Origin of the sequence: Dendronalium sp. ChiSLP03b, from assembly GCF_034531165.2 — a bacterium.
GTDB lineage: Bacteria > Cyanobacteriota > Cyanobacteriia > Cyanobacteriales > Nostocaceae > Dendronalium > Dendronalium minutum.
Genome location: NZ_JAVRBR020000147.1, coordinates 21,902 through 38,814, shown reverse-complemented (window position 1 = coordinate 38,814; position 16,913 = coordinate 21,902). Strand labels below are relative to the sequence as shown.

Annotated in this window: 10 protein-coding genes and 1 pseudogene; 7 read left to right on the top strand and 4 right to left on the bottom strand. The window is 43.8% G+C overall.

Annotated features, from left to right (window positions below):
• Positions 1 to 597: 597 nt before the first annotated feature.
• The 5 genes from RMY31_RS33685 to RMY31_RS33665 all read left to right on the top strand — a co-directional run bounded on the left by RMY31_RS33685 (position 598) and on the right by RMY31_RS33665 (position 11,961).
• Positions 598 to 5,157, top strand: coding sequence for a DUF4082 domain-containing protein (locus RMY31_RS33685; protein WP_322658340.1), 4,560 nt, complete (start codon positions 598 to 600; stop codon positions 5,155 to 5,157).
• Between the two features lie 286 nt (positions 5,158 to 5,443).
• Entirely contained in the window at positions 5,444 to 8,689 is a 3,246-nt protein-coding gene (locus RMY31_RS33680; protein WP_322658341.1) for a DUF4082 domain-containing protein, read from the top strand.
• Positions 8,690 to 8,913: 224 nt separating this feature from the next.
• The gene (locus tag RMY31_RS33675) at positions 8,914 to 9,753 is read left to right on the top strand and encodes an alpha/beta hydrolase (RefSeq protein ID WP_322658400.1); all 840 of its coding nucleotides are present in this window, start codon (positions 8,914 to 8,916) and stop codon (positions 9,751 to 9,753) included.
• The gene (locus RMY31_RS33670; protein ID WP_409879222.1) at positions 9,750 to 11,039 is read left to right on the top strand and encodes a 4-Cys prefix domain-containing protein; all 1,290 of its coding nucleotides are present in this window, start codon (positions 9,750 to 9,752) and stop codon (positions 11,037 to 11,039) included. The genes RMY31_RS33675 and RMY31_RS33670 overlap by 4 nt, the downstream gene beginning before the upstream one ends.
• A 268-nt stretch (positions 11,040 to 11,307) precedes the next feature.
• Complete coding sequence (locus RMY31_RS33665) at positions 11,308 to 11,961, top strand: hypothetical protein (protein ID WP_322658342.1); 654 nt, start codon at positions 11,308 to 11,310, stop codon at positions 11,959 to 11,961.
• Between the two features lie 157 nt (positions 11,962 to 12,118).
• Here RMY31_RS33665 and RMY31_RS33660 read toward each other — a convergent pair whose 3' ends face one another.
• A complete protein-coding gene (locus tag RMY31_RS33660; protein ID WP_322658343.1) occupies positions 12,119 to 13,084 on the bottom strand; it encodes a CHAD domain-containing protein in 966 nt (321 codons plus the stop codon).
• A gap of 296 nt (positions 13,085 to 13,380) precedes the next feature.
• On the opposite strand from RMY31_RS33660, the gene RMY31_RS33655 reads away from it, so the two are divergent.
• Positions 13,381 to 14,448: a DUF3616 domain-containing protein gene (locus RMY31_RS33655; protein ID WP_322658344.1), complete on the top strand. Its 1,068-nt coding sequence runs from the start codon at positions 13,381 to 13,383 to the stop codon at positions 14,446 to 14,448.
• A gap of 54 nt (positions 14,449 to 14,502) precedes the next feature.
• On the opposite strand, the pseudogene RMY31_RS33650 reads toward RMY31_RS33655, so the two are convergent.
• A pseudogene (locus RMY31_RS33650) lies at positions 14,503 to 14,775 on the bottom strand (ATP-grasp enzyme); the annotation flags it as partial.
• A gap of 184 nt (positions 14,776 to 14,959) precedes the next feature.
• Here RMY31_RS33650 and RMY31_RS33645 point away from each other — a divergent pair.
• Positions 14,960 to 15,433, top strand: a complete 474-nt coding sequence (locus RMY31_RS33645; protein WP_322658402.1) for a TspO/MBR family protein — start codon at positions 14,960 to 14,962, stop codon at positions 15,431 to 15,433.
• Positions 15,434 to 15,670: 237 nt separating this feature from the next.
• Here RMY31_RS33645 and RMY31_RS33640 read toward each other — a convergent pair whose 3' ends face one another.
• Both RMY31_RS33640 and RMY31_RS33635 read right to left on the bottom strand, forming a co-directional pair.
• A complete protein-coding gene (locus tag RMY31_RS33640) occupies positions 15,671 to 16,204 on the bottom strand; it encodes a ComEA family DNA-binding protein (protein ID WP_322658403.1) in 534 nt (177 codons plus the stop codon).
• A gap of 10 nt (positions 16,205 to 16,214) precedes the next feature.
• Positions 16,215 to 16,589, bottom strand: a complete 375-nt coding sequence (locus tag RMY31_RS33635) for an NINE protein (protein WP_322658345.1) — start codon at positions 16,587 to 16,589, stop codon at positions 16,215 to 16,217.
• Between the last annotated feature and the right edge of the window lie 324 nt (positions 16,590 to 16,913).

Sequence of the window (16,913 nt, the reverse complement as noted above, 5' to 3'; positions counted from 1 at the left end):
TGTTCCTCTTTTCCATAGCAATGTCTGGCTAAAAGCCACTGTGCTAACTTCGTAAACCGCTCTCAGTAAGCGTTTACGCTACCTTTAACCATTAAAAATACTCTGCTGTGCTGGGTATTTTCTATTGATGGATCGGCGATTTTGATTGTCAATAAGCAATTGTCTTGGAGCAGTTCAGACTGATTTATTCAGTCTTGAATCAGTCTGTCATGCTGTTAATAGAACAATCCGCATTCTGGTTAGTTTCACGAAGTTTTCGCTACTAGCAAAGAACAATTTGAGAACCATCTGGAAGCAAAAGTTCTACAAAGCAAGTGTTTGCGTGGTGAACAATTAAAAATACCAACCATTCCGTGGATTATATCGTCACAATCAGAATTTTATAAATTGTCTTGCACCCAATCAAGACAGAAATTTAGCATTTTTGATCGTCTGTCATGACTAAAATCCTTGTTTGACATGATTGATAACAAATACCAAAATTGCCGATTTAACCTACGGAATGGATGATTTCAAACATGTTGATTTACATATTAGGAGGCTGTAAGTTTAAAAATCACAAATTTATAACGACTATCAAGCAAGGATTATGAAACGATGAAGCGACGTTTGAGATACATCATTTTATTTTGCTGTACGCTCTTCACAGTCTTACTGATATTTTTCTTAGGTCAGAGCAATGAGTATGTTACAGCTCAGGATAGCGCGTCCAAATCCACAAAAAATTCTAATGCAGTTACTGCGATCGCTTATAACCAGAATGGAGATACCCTGGTCACCGGTACTGAAGATGGTCGGGTCATCGCCTATGATGCAGCAACTGGCAAGGACAAACTAACTCTGTCGGCTACCTCAGCAGCAGCCCCCGTCACTGGAATCGTCTTCAGTTCAGATGGGGTACTGAATAGCGTTGGTAAGGACTCCGTACTGCGTCGGTGGAATGCAGCAACTGGCAAACTAACTCAGAACCTCACAGGACACGAAAATCCAATTGAAGCACTTACTGTCAGTCCAGACGGGAAGCTCTTAGCTACTGGAGGACAAGATACCAAAGTCTTCGTATGGGACGCAGTGACCAACAAACTGAAATATATCATCGAGGAACATAAAAGCTTTGTTAAAGGATTGGCCTTCAGCTTAGACAGCAAGATATTGGCTAGCGCAGACGAGCAAGGTCTGATCGAACTGTCGGACACACAAACAGGTCGAAATATTCAAACCCTGCTTGGACACGCCGATACTGTCAACGAAGTTGCCTTTAGTCCGACCGGAAAAATCTTAGCCAGTGTCAGCGATGACGGCACAACTCGAATATGGGATGTGGGGGATGTAAAAAATCCCAAACAGCTTAAGGTTCTACGTGGAGCTGCTAAAACGCTCAAGACAGTCGCCTTCAGTAAGGATGGAAAGACCGTGATTGCTGGTGGTGATGATAAAAAGATTTATCAGTGGGACGTAACAACTGGGAGCCTAAGCGCCAGCATAATCGGACATAATGCCTCTATCAAAGGTCTGACTATTAGCCCTGATGGACTTAACTTAGTCAGTGCAGACGAAAATGGTGAGATTAAAGTTTGGGACTCGAAAACTCGTGTACTGAAGCGAACTGTCCAAGTAATCAAGAAGCTAGCTGATGTATCACCCATCGATCTAGATCTTAAAAAGAGTCTGAAAAACCAGACAAATGCTAGCTCAGTCAACAAAGCCAGCTTGAGTCCTAGTGAAAAAACTCTTATCGCGGCTGTGCCACCACCACCTGGCGGGCCAATCTTGTTAGTAACTAATGCTACCAACCCCTTTAGCAACTACTACACTGAGATTCTGCGAAATGAAGGACTCAACGATTTCAGTGTCAGCGATATCTCGTCAGTTTCGGCAGCTACACTTGCTAATTACGATTTGGTCATCCTTGCTGAGACAGCGCTAACCTCTGCTCAGGTGACAACATTCAGCAATTGGGTTACAGGTGGAGGTAATTTAATCGCAATGCACCCTGACAAGCAACTTGCTAGCTTGCTGGGGCTAACTGATGCAGGAACTACGCTCTCTAATACCTATTTGCGTGTAGACACCTCAACAGATGTCGGTAATGGCCTTGTAGACCAGACTATTCAATTCCACGGAACTGCTGACCGCTACACACTAAACGGTGCTTCCAGCATTGCTAATCTTTACACAAACGCGACAACGACTACATCCAATCCTGCCGTTACACTGCGTAGCATCGGCAGCAATGGCGGTCAGGCTGCTGCGTTTACCTACGACCTTGCGCGTTCAGTAATTTACACACGCCAAGGTAATTCAGCTTGGGCAGCGCAGGAACGCGATAGTTTCGCGCCTATCCGTTCTGATGACTTGTTCTTTGGCAATGCCAGCGGTGATGTCAAACCAGATTGGGTTGATTTAAATAAGGTGGCTATTCCTCAAGCCGATGAGCAACAGCGCCTGCTGGCAAACCTGATCCTTAAAATGAATCTTGAGAAAAAACCGCTACCGCGCTTTTGGTATTTCCCACATGGTAAAAAGGCGGTTGTACTCATGACCGGTGACGACCATGCCAATGGAGGAACGGCACCTCGGTTCGATCAATTTAAAGCCAACAGTCCAGCCGGTTGTTCAGTTGATGATTGGGAGTGTATTCGAGGTACCTCATATATCTATCCCAATTCGCCGCTGACGAGCCAGCAGGCAGCCAATTACACCGCTGATGGCTTTGAGATATCGTTGCATGTCAATACTGGCTGTGGAAATTTCACACCCTCTACGCTGGAGACGTTCTATACACAACAATTGAGCGACTTTACCAACAAGTACGCCAGCATTCCTGCCCCTACCACCGAACGACATCACTGCCTTGTATGGAGTGACTGGTTTACCACACCACAAGTTGAGCTTAACCACGGGATCAGGCTCGACACAACCTACTACTATTGGCCGCCTAGTTGGGTTAATAACCGCCCAGGATTCTTTACAGGCTCTGGTATGGCAATGCGTTTAGCCAACCAGAACGGGACAATGATTGATGTCTATAACTCGGCTACCCAATTGACTGATGAGTCAGGACAAACATACCCTTCCTCAATCGATACTCTACTCGATCGCGCCATTGGCGAAGAGGGGTATTACGGGATTTTCAATGTTAATGCCCATACTGATGCTCCCACCTCAGATGTTGCCAATGCGGTAGTTACCTCTGCACAAACCCGTAGTATACCGATTGTCTCTGCCAAACAACTGTTGAAATGGCTCGACGGTCGCAACAGTTCATCTTTTGGCTCGTTGGCATGGAGCAACAACACCCTAAACTTTACAATTACCCAAGGTACAGGTACAAATGGTCTGCAAGCAATGCTACCAAATCGCTTTGGCGATTTAGCCATTAGTAGCATTACGCGTAATGGTAGCCCTGTTATTTACACACCAAAAGGAATTAAAGGCATTGAGTATGCTTTCTTCCCAGGTAATGCTGGCTCCTATGTTGTCACATATACTCAGGATTCGACACCCCCAACAGTAAGTTCTACTTCCCCTACCAACGGTGCTACAGCTATTAATACCGTCACAACTATTACAGCTACGTTTAGCGAGGCTATCGATCCAGCAACTATCAATACCAGCAACTTTGAACTGCGAAATCAGGCGAATACATTGGTATCAGCTACCGTTAGCTATGACGAAGCAACCCGCACTGCCAGTCTGTCACCGAGTAGCGCACTAGCAGTTTCAACAACTTATAACGCCACTATCAAAGGTGGGGCAACCGGGGTGAAAGATTTTGCGGATAACGCCTTAGCTGCGAACTTTACTTGGTCATTTACTACTGCAAGTACGCTACCCCCTCAAAGCATCTGGAATAGTTCCGCAACTCCGACAAACCCATCATCCTCTGATACCAATGCTGTCGAGTTAGGAGTTAAATTCCGTTCAGATATCAACGGCTTCATTACTGGTGTCCGTTTCTATAAAGGAAGCGGCAACACAGGCACTCACATTGGTAACTTGTGGAGTAGTGGTGGCCAGCAGTTGGCGACGGCAACTTTCAGCAACGAAACAGCTTCGGGCTGGCAGCAGGTTAACTTTAATACTCCTGTAGCAATTACAGCTGATACTGTTTACGTAGCTTCCTACCACACTGATGTGGGACGCTATGCTTCTGATAACAATTTCTTTGCGGCTTCTGGAATTGATAATCCACCGCTGCACGCTCTCCGCGATGGAGAAAATGGAGGTAATGGGGTCTATAAGTATGGTGCTACTAGCTTCCCAGACAACACCTATCAATCGACCAACTACTGGGTCGATGTCGTATTCACAACTAATACAGGTTCGGACACAACCCCACCAACAGTGAGTTCAACATCTCCTGCTAACAGTGCTACAGGAGTAAACGCTGGGACGAGTGTCACGGCTACCTTCAGCGAAGCAATTAACTCAGCAACGATTAATACTAGTACATTTGAGTTGCGGGGACCAAACAATGCGCTGGTATCAGCTACTGTTAGCTACAACGCTGCCAACCGCACAGTGACGCTAACACCAAGCAGCCCACTGGTAGCTTTGACGACTTATAATGCCACTGTCAAAGGCGGAGCAACTGGGGTGAAAGACCAAGCGGGCAACACCTTAGCTGCGAACTATACTTGGTCTTTCACCACGGCAGAAACACAATCCTCTGTGAGTATCTGGAATAGTTCGGCAACTCCAACAAACCCATCGGAGAACGATCCTGATGCTGTCGAGGTAGGAGTCAAGTTCCGCTCAGATGTCAACGGCTCGATTACTGGTATCCGATTCTATAAAGGAAGCGGTAACACAGGCACTCATATCGGCAATTTGTGGAGCAGCGGTGGTACGTTGTTACGTAGTGCAACTTTCAGCAACGAAACAGCTTCGGGTTGGCAACAGGTCAACTTTAGTACCCCAGTGGCGATTACTGCTAACACTGTTTACGTAGCTTCTTATCACGCTGATGTCGGACGTTACGCTGCTGATAGCGGTTTTTTTGCTGCTGCTGGAGTTGATAATCCACCACTGCACGCTCTGCGTAATGGGGTGAGTGGGGGCAATGGAATTTATAAGTATGGTGCTAGTGGCTTCCCAAACAACACCTATCAGTCGAGCAATTACTGGGTCGATGTTGTATTTACTACAAACTAGTGCATTGATTCAGGAATCACACATCTATCCTCCAGCCACCTTATGTTGCTTCTTTGTGTCCGTCTCCTTTGAGGATAAGCATTAGAAAAAGTTTGACTGGCTGGTAGGAAGAGCGAAACCTTCTCCTCCCCTGGGGAGGAGAAGGTTTGGAAAGACGAGAGATAAAGAAAGGAAGCATTTATTTCATGATTTATTCAGGTTTTAAACCAAATTTATTAGCCTAATTTTTAAAACTGAATAAATTTTCTATCATTTATACCTTTTATTGTTCTTTGAAGGAGGCTAAATGAACAGGTTCATTCGCATGATGATCCTGATGATGCTAACGATAGTTTTGGCAGTAGGGCTGAACGTGGGGTTTCAACCGCTGATGCAGAGGGTGCTAGCGGCCGATCCCTGTGCTTCTCCAGCCAACTCGATAGTTGCTGAGAACTGTAAAGCAGGTAACCCCTCCACGCAATGGGATATCAGCGGTATCGGTGACTCGACTATCCAGGGCTTTGCCACTGATATCAGTATCAATCGAGGAGAGACTATTTCTTTTAAGATTAAAACTAACGCTACTAATTACCGCCTTGATATCTACCGCATGGGCTACTACGGTGGTAATGGTGCCCGTAAGGTAGCAACTGTTCAACGTTCGTTAACACAGGCACAGAACCAACCGAGCTGCCTTAGCAATGCAACAACTGGACTGATTGATTGCGGTAACTGGGCAGTGTCTGCATCTTGGTCTGTGCCAACAGATGCCACATCGGGGATATACTTCGCGAAAGTTGTGCGTTCGGATACTGGAGGGGCAAGCCATATTGTCTTTATTGTTCGGGACGATGCTAGCACTTCCGATCTGCTTTTCCAGACTTCTGATACAACTTGGCAGGCGTACAATGACTACGGTGGGAATAGCCTTTATACAGGATCGCCTGCTGGTCGGGCATACAAAGTCAGCTACAACCGTCCGTTCAACACCCGCATAGTTGACAACGGTCAAGATTGGTTATTTAACGCTGAATACCCAATGGTTCGCTGGTTGGAGGCTAACGGTTACAATGTCAGCTACTTCACTGGTGTGGATAGCGATCGCCGTGGTAATCTAATCCGCAATCATCAGGCCTTTCTGTCGGTCGGGCATGACGAGTACTGGTCGAACACGCAACGAGCCAACGTCGAAGCTGCCCGGAATCTAGGCACTCATCTGGCATTCTTTAGTGGCAACGAAATTTTTTGGAAAACTCGTTGGGAAAACAGTATTGATTCGTCAGCAAAACCCTATCGGACTCTGGTGACATATAAGGAGACGAAGGCTAATGCAGTTATCGATCCGCAAGACCCACCTACTTGGACAGGTACTTGGCGCGACCCACGCTTTAGCCCCCCAGCTGATGGTGGTCGTCCAGAGAACGCCCTGTCTGGAACAATATTCAAGGTCAATGGCGGAACTACTGCTATCCAAGTACCTGCGGCGGATGGCAAGATGCGCTTTTGGCGTAACACCAGCATTGCTACAGCAACTAGCACGACCACACTAACCGCTAGTACCCTGGGTTACGAATGGGATGAAGACGCTGATAACGGGTTCCGACCTCCTGGCTTGATTCGCTTGTCCTCGACTACGGCTAATAATGTCGAGATTCTACAGGACTACGGGTCTACTTATACTACAGGTACAGCAATTCACCACCTGACATTGTATAAGCACAGTAGTGGGGCACTGGTTTTTGGTGCTGGAACAATACAGTGGTCTTGGGGTTTAGATAGCAATCACGACCGAGGTAGTTCGCCTGCGAATCCAAAGATGCAGCAGGCAACAGTTAACTTATTAGCTGATATGGGCGTGCAACCGGCCACGTTGCAGACTGGTTTGCTGTCTGCCACTGCTTCCGGCGACACAACCACTCCTACCTCAACAATTACCTCACCCACTACTGGTGCAACCGTGCAAAGCGGTGCACAAGTCACGATTACCGGTACCGCAACTGATATGGGTGGCGGCGTTGTAGGTGGGGTTGAGGTATCAGTAGATGGTGGAACGACATGGCATCCTGCCAGTGGTCGCGCTAATTGGACTTATACTTGGAGAGCCAATACATCCGGTTCAGTCACCATCAGGAGTCGTGCGATCGATGATAGCGGTAATATTGAGACCCCCGGAGCAAGTGTTACCGTCACAATTGGATCGCGCACCTGTCCGTGTAGTATCTGGGATACCACGGTGATTCCTACTGTAGCCGCAGATCCCGATACTGATGCAATTGAAGTGGGTGTCAAATTCCGCTCAGATGGCAACGGCTACATCTCTGGCATCCGTTTCTATAAAGGTACTGGCAATACAGGTACTCATGTCGGCACCTTGTGGAGCAACACAGGTACGCAATTAGCAAGGGCAACCTTCACCAACGAAACGACTTCGGGCTGGCAACAAGTCAACTTTGATACTCCAGTGGCAATTACTGCTAACACGGTTTATGTAGCTTCCTATCACACCAATGTTGGGCGTTACGCTGCTGATAGTAGCTTCTTTGATACTTCTGGAGTCGATAACCCACCATTGCACGCTCTCCGCAATGGGGAGAATGGAGCTAATGGTGTCTATATCTATAGCTCGACTCCAGCCTTCCCTAACTCAACTTACCAGTCAAGCAACTACTGGGTCGATGTGGTCTTTACAACTACCGCACCTTCTGACACAACCCCACCGACGGTGAGTGCAACAACTCCCGGTAGCGGTGCTACAGGCGTAAGTGTGGGATCGAGCGTTACGGCTACCTTTAGCGAGGCTATAGACTCAGCAACAGTTAATACCAATACATTTCAGTTGCGGGGAGCGAACAATGTCCTGGTAGCAGCCACTGTTACATACAACACTAACAGCCGCACGGCAACGCTTACACCAAGCAGCCCACTGACAGCCAGTACAGCCTATACTGCTACCATCAGAGGTGGAAGTACCGATCCACGGGTGAAAGACCAAGCTGGCAATGTTTTAGCAGCAAACTTCACTTGGTCATTTACTACGGCGGCTGCCACCACAACTCCACCAGGAGCGTCTAGTATCTGGAATAATACAATAACTCCTGCTGTGGTGGCAGATCCCGATAACACTGCTATTGAGGTTGGTGTCAAGTTCCGCTCAGATGTCAACGGGTCAATTACTGGCATCCGATTTTATAAGAGTACAAGCAATACGGGTACTCACGTCGGCACTTTGTGGAGCAGCACTGGTACACAGTTAGCAAGAGCAACTTTCACCAACGAGACGGCATCAGGTTGGCAGCAAGTCAACTTTACTACTCCCGTAGCAATTACTGCCAATACTACTTATGTTGCGTCCTACCACACTAATGTTGGACACTACTCTGTAGATGAGGGATACTTTGCTAACGCTGGCGTAGATAGCCCACCATTGCATGCTCTAGGCAATGGAGTTAGTGGGGGTAACGGTGTCTATAACTATAGTTCAACCCCTGCATTTCCCAACTCCAGCTATCAGTCGAGTAACTACTGGGTTGATGTCTTATTTGCGACGAACTAAAACAGTGATTGAGTAATCAATCAGGAATTTTTCAGAGCAAAAGCCTCAAATTCTTACAATGCAAGAATTTGAGGCTTTTTTATCCCAGCGATCGCCCTCGAATTTATCGCGAACAAATAAGCGTGATTGATACCTTCATAGCTTTATTTTTACCCTTGGTAGGCAAAAGCTTTCGCTGTAACATATAAGCGCAAAATTATCTCCCCTAGGGTGGATGTATGACGATGCCTCTACGTCAAAATTTTTTCAAGTCTGATATTCAACTTTCTTATTTAGAGTGGCACCAAAGTCAGGAACCTGTGCTGCTGTTACATGGTTTAGCTGACAACGCCCTTGTTTGGTCTAGCTTAGGTGATTACTTGGCGGCAGACTATCACATAGTTGCGCCGGATATGCGCGGTCATGGTGAAAGCAGCAAGCCAGAGAAAGATTACAGTTTTGCAAGTGCGATCGCAGATTTAGAAGCACTCATGGATTATTTGGGATGGTCTTCTGCCCATGTTGTAAGTCACTCTTGGACAGGTAAATTAGCTGCTATTTGGGCAAGGCAAAACCCCAAGCGTTTGCGGAGTATGATTCTGGTCGACCCGATTTTTATCTGGAAGATGCCCAGTTTTTTGAAGTTGACATTTCCGATTTTGTACCGCGTCTTACCTTTTCTCAAAGGCATGGGGCCGTTTACAAGTTACGAAGCAGCCGAACAACAAGCGCGTCAGTTAAGCCAATATCAAGAATGGACTCCCTTACAGCAGCAAGTTTTTCAAGCAGGAATCGAAGAAAAATCAGATGGTAGTTGGGGTAGCAAGTTTACTGTTGCCGCCCGCGATGAGATTTTTGAGGAAGTAATGCGAGTCCCAGGTTTTACAATTCCCCTTGATATCCCTGCACTCTTCATCCAACCAGAAAAAGGCGTTAACCGTCAAGATTGGCAACTCCAACCTTACAAAACCCATCTCAAAAACTTACGTCTGTGCCAAGTTCCTGGTAATCATTGGCCTTTTTTGACCTGTCCTGAGTCATTTAACCGGACTGTAGCAGCTTTCTTAGCAAAAGAATATAGGTGAGCGATCGCTACTTTGTACCACAGATTCAGCCAGTCATGAGCCTTTGTATCAATCCAGTTTGTCCGCAACCCAATAACCCTAACAATAATAAAAACCGTTTTTGTCAAAATTGTGGTTCCCCACTGGAATTGCTAGGGCGTTATCGCGTGATGGAATTGTTGAGCGACAAAACTGGCTTTGGCAAAGTCTATCAGGCATACGAACAAGACACGCCGATAATTCTAAAGGTGCTCAACGAAGATTTAGCAAACGACGCTAAAACAGTGGAACTGTTTCGGCAAGAGGCAGATGTGTTGGGACAGATAAATCATCCTGGCATTCCTAAAGTCTATGACTATTTCCAGCATCAAACAAGAAATGGTTTGGTGTTGCACTGCATAGCAATGGAAAAAATCGACGCTTCTAAATTAGAACAAAAGCTCATGATGTCGGAGGTGGGAAACCGTCCTGCTTTGCAGCGCGTAGGAGACGTTGAACAGTATCAAGCTGGAATCAAAGCATTGGGTATTTCTAAAACTGAACAGATAGCCCAGCTAAAACCTCATACAACTTTACCTTTACTAGCAAAGCAGCCAGAAAAATTACCTCTACCAGCACTATTTGCAGCGCTGTTAGTGTCATTAGGATTACTCAATGTAATATGCTTAGCTACAGGCTATCCAAATTTGGTTACATCTTCCAATTACGGGCAATACCCACAAAGAAAAGGCAAGGTTGATTACTTTCCTTATAAAGAAGGTAGGGATAGTCAAGGTAGAATTGCCAAATTTAATATAGCTGTTTTGTCAGTAGAATATAAATGGCTTTTAGGCAGCAATTTCCAAATCAAATATAAAGATAAAATTATTAGTCTTGAAGTTTTAAAATTAAAATTAGAACAAGAAGGTATACAGAATATAATGGACAATCCTAGTGAAATTATTTCTTTAGGTACATCTGCTTGTGAGGGTAATGTAGCAAGCGCACAACGCATAGCTCTGGAGCGTTCTAAGCAGGTACAACTTTTAGCCAAAAAGCTATTTAGTAATTCACCCAGTATTAAAGGTTATCGTTTATTAAATCTGGGTAAATTTCAGCAGAATAATTGTCAAGTAAATCGAGATTTAACTGCATATCACAGAAGTGTAATTATTATTGGTGTTAAAAAAGATTCAGCAGGTGTAATTTTAGATGAAGCCTTAAAAGATAGGTTAGAGAATAAACCTTTTGCGGATTTCAGGTTAGAAGATTATTCCTTAGGTTCAGCAAATAAGTTTAAGACAATAATAGGTAATAAAAATTCGTAATTCGTAATTAAGAAAGTCTGACTCAATATAGTTTTTGGGGATGAATTGGTATAAGTTGTAGCTTCTGGCATCTTTAGTTCATAGTCGCCAGAGCAAAGCAGAATATTATCACAATACTTGGCGATCGCACCTACGGAATATAGCCTAAGTACAAAAGATTTAGCATTTTTCTCAAAACAGACTGCATAAACCAACAATAATCGACCTATTGATTGAGTGAAGGGTTCAAGCCCAGAACAAACTACTCACATCCAAGGGAGAAACGGTTATGAAAACGCAGATGTTATTGAATCTTGCCTGTTCTATGTCTTTGTTGGGTGCAGTTACACTGCCAGCTAGTGCCCAACCAGTTCCGACTCAGTCTGCGCCGCAACCTCAGCCCCAAGCAATCAGTGAAGAGATTAGCATTCCTCAAGATACAGCGGTTATTGTCTCATTTCCCGCGTCTGTTACCATAGATGTTGGGCAAAAAAAGGATTATCCCCTCACAGTTCCTTTAGCTAATGCGATTAAAGATGCTCAAGGTAACACCATAGCAGCTGAAAACACTCCTGTAACAATTGTCCTCAAACCAACAGATGGAGGTGCTAAAATTTTGGCGCAGTCTTTGGTGATTAATGGTCGAATTGTCTCGATCAAAGCATCAAGTCAAACAATTCCTGGCACTACTATTACTCATAAGCGAGCTAATGACAAAGCTGTAGAAAATGGTTCCATTTGGGGTAGAATTGGCGGAAGTACCTTAGGCTTCTTGAACCAAGGCGATCCGGATCAGTTTGACCGAGGAGCAATGCTGGGAAGCGCTGTAGGATTACTTGCTGGCTTGCGCTCCCCAGAAAATACTCGTGTTGTGCAGATTCCCCAGAGCAGTGTTTATGTGTTGTCCCTTGAGGCTCCTATTAGTTTGTCTGCTCACCGCTAGTTTCCATCTCACTAAATAAAGAAACAAGTCAGCAACGATCTCGGTTCTGGTGACTCTGGATAAATCTAGTGGAAAATAATTGTCACCAAAAAGCGCTCAGCAGCGAACAGAAAAATAGTCCGCACTTTACTTATTTTCTAGAATTTATCTTTTCTTCCTAAAGGGGATGCAGTATTGTTAAATGAAAACTGTGTTTGTTTTCAGCTTTTAAATACCTCTCCTGCAAAGGTTGCCACTGTTGCCACGATTTGTAACGATTTTCCGCTAATAAAGCAGTAAGTGTTGGTAATGTGTGAATTTCTGATTTGAAGACATCCACAAGCCACTCACTCATAACTGCACTGTCTTGCAGCGTACCTAAAATCTCTTGAATACTTTTCACTTCTGCAATATAAGCAGCGTAAGACTCGCCATATAAGTCAGTAAATAACTCCATCTGGTAGCGCACGCGTTTAGCTTGTTTGCGCAAATCATGAATAGTGTCACCTTGAGTTGTCAATTGTTGTTCTAGTTTTTCTGCTTTCCAGTTGGTGTTGACTGTTACCTCTGAATCCACAACTCGAGTACCAACTAGCCACCCTGGATGTAGCAAGAAACGACTCACTTCAGGTAACAATAAATCTGGTAGTACCTGCTGAATTGGTAGAGAAGCCACGGGTTGATAACTTGGTTTATCCAACCACTCTTCCAATGCTTGTTTTAAAGACTTGTAAGACTCGTCCTTTAATGTTGTTTGTACATTAGAGAATGCATCTTTACGTTGTTTAGCCAAAGCATCGAAAGCTGTTTGCAAAGATTCCTGTTCTTTGCGAGGCAAATGTGGTTGATAAAGTTTTTCCAAAGCTTCTTTTAGCACATCTAAGTCTCTGAGGCTACCAAGACGACGAGCAATTTTACCGATATTTTTATCTCTGGCTGGCTTTGGCAAATTTAGTGCTATTTCAAACCTACTTGTGGCTGTACGTAGGCGACGCATCCCCACTCGCATTTGATGCAGTGCTTCCGGATCTTCATCTTTCTTAACTGATTTTTCCCACTTCGAGGCTTTCTTAAAGTGTTTTTGGATCGCCTGGTAAGCGTAGTCTCCTAGAGTTTTTACTGATAATTCTGTAGCTAATTTCATAATTGATAGCAATGACCTACTTAATCAGGTTATTGCATAATAGCATTAGTTAAAAAATTCCATCTATCTTTTGATATTTGTTTTTAACATTATCCTTGGGTGTAAGTATTTTTATTACCATTGATACTTGATATTCTTATGAAAATTATACAGGTGCTATCATAAATTTCAATGACATATTTACCTTGCCGAGTTGCATGTAGGTTAGGTCATTAAACATTTTTTCGTTGCAGAGTATTAAATCACACACTAAAATATCAGGATTAACAACTTCCTAACCTGAGAGACTAGCTAACATGTCAAATTCGCATTTACTGCATCAAGTTTCCCTAACGTTTGCTGAGAATTTTCAAGAACACAGGGAAGATCTTTCAGCTTTACTGCTGACTTCTGATAATCATTTATGGTTGGGGTCAGATGAAACTTCAACGATTGAACGTCTTTCTTTAGTTGATACTGATAAATTTACAGACCATCAACAATTTCGAGTGGCAGAATTCATTGGTTTACCTGCACCAGAGGATGAAGAAGTTGATATTGAAGGATTGGCTTATGCTGATTATTACTTATGGTTAGTTGGTTCTCATAGCTACAAACGCAAAAAACCTAAGCCCAATAATAACGATAAAAAAAGTATTTCAAGGTTAGCAAAAATTGAATCAGAACTCAACCGCTACATTCTTGGAAGAATTCCCCTTGTGGATGGAAAGTTATTTTCATCTTGTCCACACCCTCAAAATTCAGATGTACAGTTAAGTGCTGCGAAACTAGAGGTAACAAATCAAGGTAACTTGCTGATGGCAGCTTTAGCAAATGACACCCATTTGGGTTTGTTTATTAAAGCAGCAATTCCGGGAAAAGATAATGGCTTTGATATTGAAGGGTTAGCCATTTATCAAAACCGCATTTTTCTAGGTTTACGCGGGCCAGTTGTACGGGGTTGGGCTGTCATTCTAGAAATCGAGTTGGAAAATTCTAACCCAGGGCTGATGAAACTGCGAAAAATTGGAGAAGAAAAGAAGGGATATAAAAAGCATTTTATCTGGTTGAATGGGTTAGGAATTCGAGATTTACTCGTTCATGGTGAAGATTTGTTGATTTTAGCTGGGCCAACAATGGATTTAGATGGGCCTGTGCAAGTTTATCGTTTGAAAAATGGTGTCAATTTACGAGAAAATGTCCTCAACAATCCAGAGCTTGTACAAGAAATTCCCTATGGAAATCGGGATGACCATGCTGAAGGTATGACTCTATTTCAGGATGTAACTGGGATACCTTCACTTTTGGTTGTTTATGACTCTCCAGCAAAAGCTAGGCTGGTGGGTGATAGCAGTGTACTAGCAGATGTGTTTAAGCTTGAATAAGGTACGGAACTAGCAAAGAAGTTTAGTTAAATCTAAATGCCGTACTGAGTCTTAAGGAATGCTTTTGAGGATGTATTTGGAGATTCCCCGGAAAAATCAAAATTTAAGACTTGTTTGGCACAGGTGATTTTGAAAGATTTGGATACTGCTAAACCAAGCGATCGCACCATTGATGTAAATACAAATTTATCATCCAACTTTTGGGTGATATCTGCGTCAAAGTGAAATACTTCACAATATTGCGATAACTGGTTTTGCCAAAGAGTTGTAGTAGCTTTCTACCAGACTGGTGATAGGAATGTAAACATTAATGTTTTCTTGCTTAATTGTGACAGGTCTAGCTGTCAGTTTTGCAATTACACCACTGCCTAGCCTAACCGTGGTCCATATACCTGAAAATTACTGTAATTTTAGATGTTGAAATTCAAACCAACGACTGATTAAACCTACACCTTAAATTGTCAAACTTGCAGTGTAAGAATTGACAAAAGATAGGGGTAAGGGTGTAGATATGATTTCATCTTGGATAGCGATCGCAGCTGTAACTTTCTTAGTTGCCATTGGTAGTTTTTTGATTACGCCCCGCGATGTCAAATGGTTTGCACAGTTGAGTCGCCCCCAATGGCTAGTTTTTGAACCTTTTATCCCGCTCATCTGGACTGTAATTTTTATTTGCGGTGCCGCTTCAGCTAATATTATTTGGCAAAAAAATCCAGGAAGCGTAATTACCTGGCTACTAATGGGTTTATACCTTTTGGTAGAAATAATTACTGTTGCTTACATACCTCTAATGCTGAGGTTTCGCAGTCTCAAAACTGGTGAAATTATTGGATTAATCGGTTTGATTTCAGCCATCGTGTTGGCAGTATGTGTTTTGCCAATTTCTGGACTAGCAACACTATTACTTATTCCCTATCTCCTTTGGAGTCCTATTGGGGCATACACCACCGAGGAATTGAAGCAGTTAAATCCTGAAGATGCATAGTTAATAGTTACAGGGGGACACGGAAAGAAGTTGCATCCAAAGAGAAGTCGCTCTTATGTGTTCCCCCCTTGAGCAAACTTCGGGAGACGCGGGGACGCGGAGAGTTTTGAATCATAAATGATTATCCGAACTTGATATGATTTTTCCTCGTTCACTGCTCATCTGTACACCCGTTTTAAGATTAATTCTTTTTGTCATCTCTTAATGAGCGAATGGACAGTTGTGAGTATTCATTACTTAAAAGCGGAGATAATACATCAACTGGGCGATCGCCTCACCAGGTAGCTGCAATCGTTGCTGGAAATCAGCCAAGTTCTGGTAATGTCCAGCTGATAGCCGATTTTGCACTACTGCTTGCGCGAGAGACAAGTCCATAAAGGGAATTTTAGCTAGCTGCTCAACTGTTGCTGTGTTTGGATTAAGTAATTGCGTAGGTTTATCTAAAGATTCGTTGTCATAATAACTGAAAATTAGCAAAGGATTTAATGGCTCAAGTCGCTGTACTGGCATACTCAGAGCCGCAGCGATATCTTCAATACAGTAAAATTTAACGCCCGATCGCGAAAGTTCCACAAGCGATCGCGCTTGGTGAATCGATAAACCAGGTAAACGCAACCAATCATCTACAGTTGCTTGATTAGCATCAATACGGATACCCAATTTTGCTGCTATCTGAATTTCTTCCCCAGACTGTAGTCGATAGTAGGGGTCATTGAGGAGTTTGGCACGCAGTTTTTGCAACTTGAGATTCAAAGGTAGCCAGTTGTTCATCATTTTTGCTTCAAGAAATTTGGTCGAGCAACTGGCGACGCTTTTGCTCAAATTCGTACTCAGAAATCAGTCCATCCTGACGCAGAGCATCTAATTCTCGCAAAGCATCTGCGATCGCTCCTACTTGATTACTCGCTTGTTGTGAAATTTTTACTGCTGACTTACCTAAATTAAAATTGCGATCGAAAGCTTCTTCATCTTGAGCTAAATACCAGACACCCTCAATGGCGCTAGCTACCTTGGGAATAGGTGTCCAAGAAAGCAGAACATACAATACGCCCCACAACGGCTGTCCTAAATAAAACTTATGTAATCCTGAAATTGTCAGCGTGCCAGAAAAAGCTAGAACGGCAGCAACACTTCGGCTTTTGCGCTTATTTAACATATTCTCGATAAATTTACCACTATCAAAGTTCCTACAATAAGATAGCCATAGTAGCAACGCCTCTCGATCAATTCAGCATTGTAGAATTCCTGCTTGCAACCAACATATGAATCCATTCTATTAATTCAGACAGAACCTTTCATGAGGGAATTGGGGATAAGGGAGACAAGCTTCGTCTTGAGCAAGGGGAAAACTTTATTTAATTCCCCTTCGGGGTGACGTTCGTTCCGACGCTCGGTCGCGTAGCGTCTCCCCTTGGGAGAGGACTCGCTAACGCCACTTTACCATCGTGACGGAGACTACCAAGACAGCAAGTGCTTCACC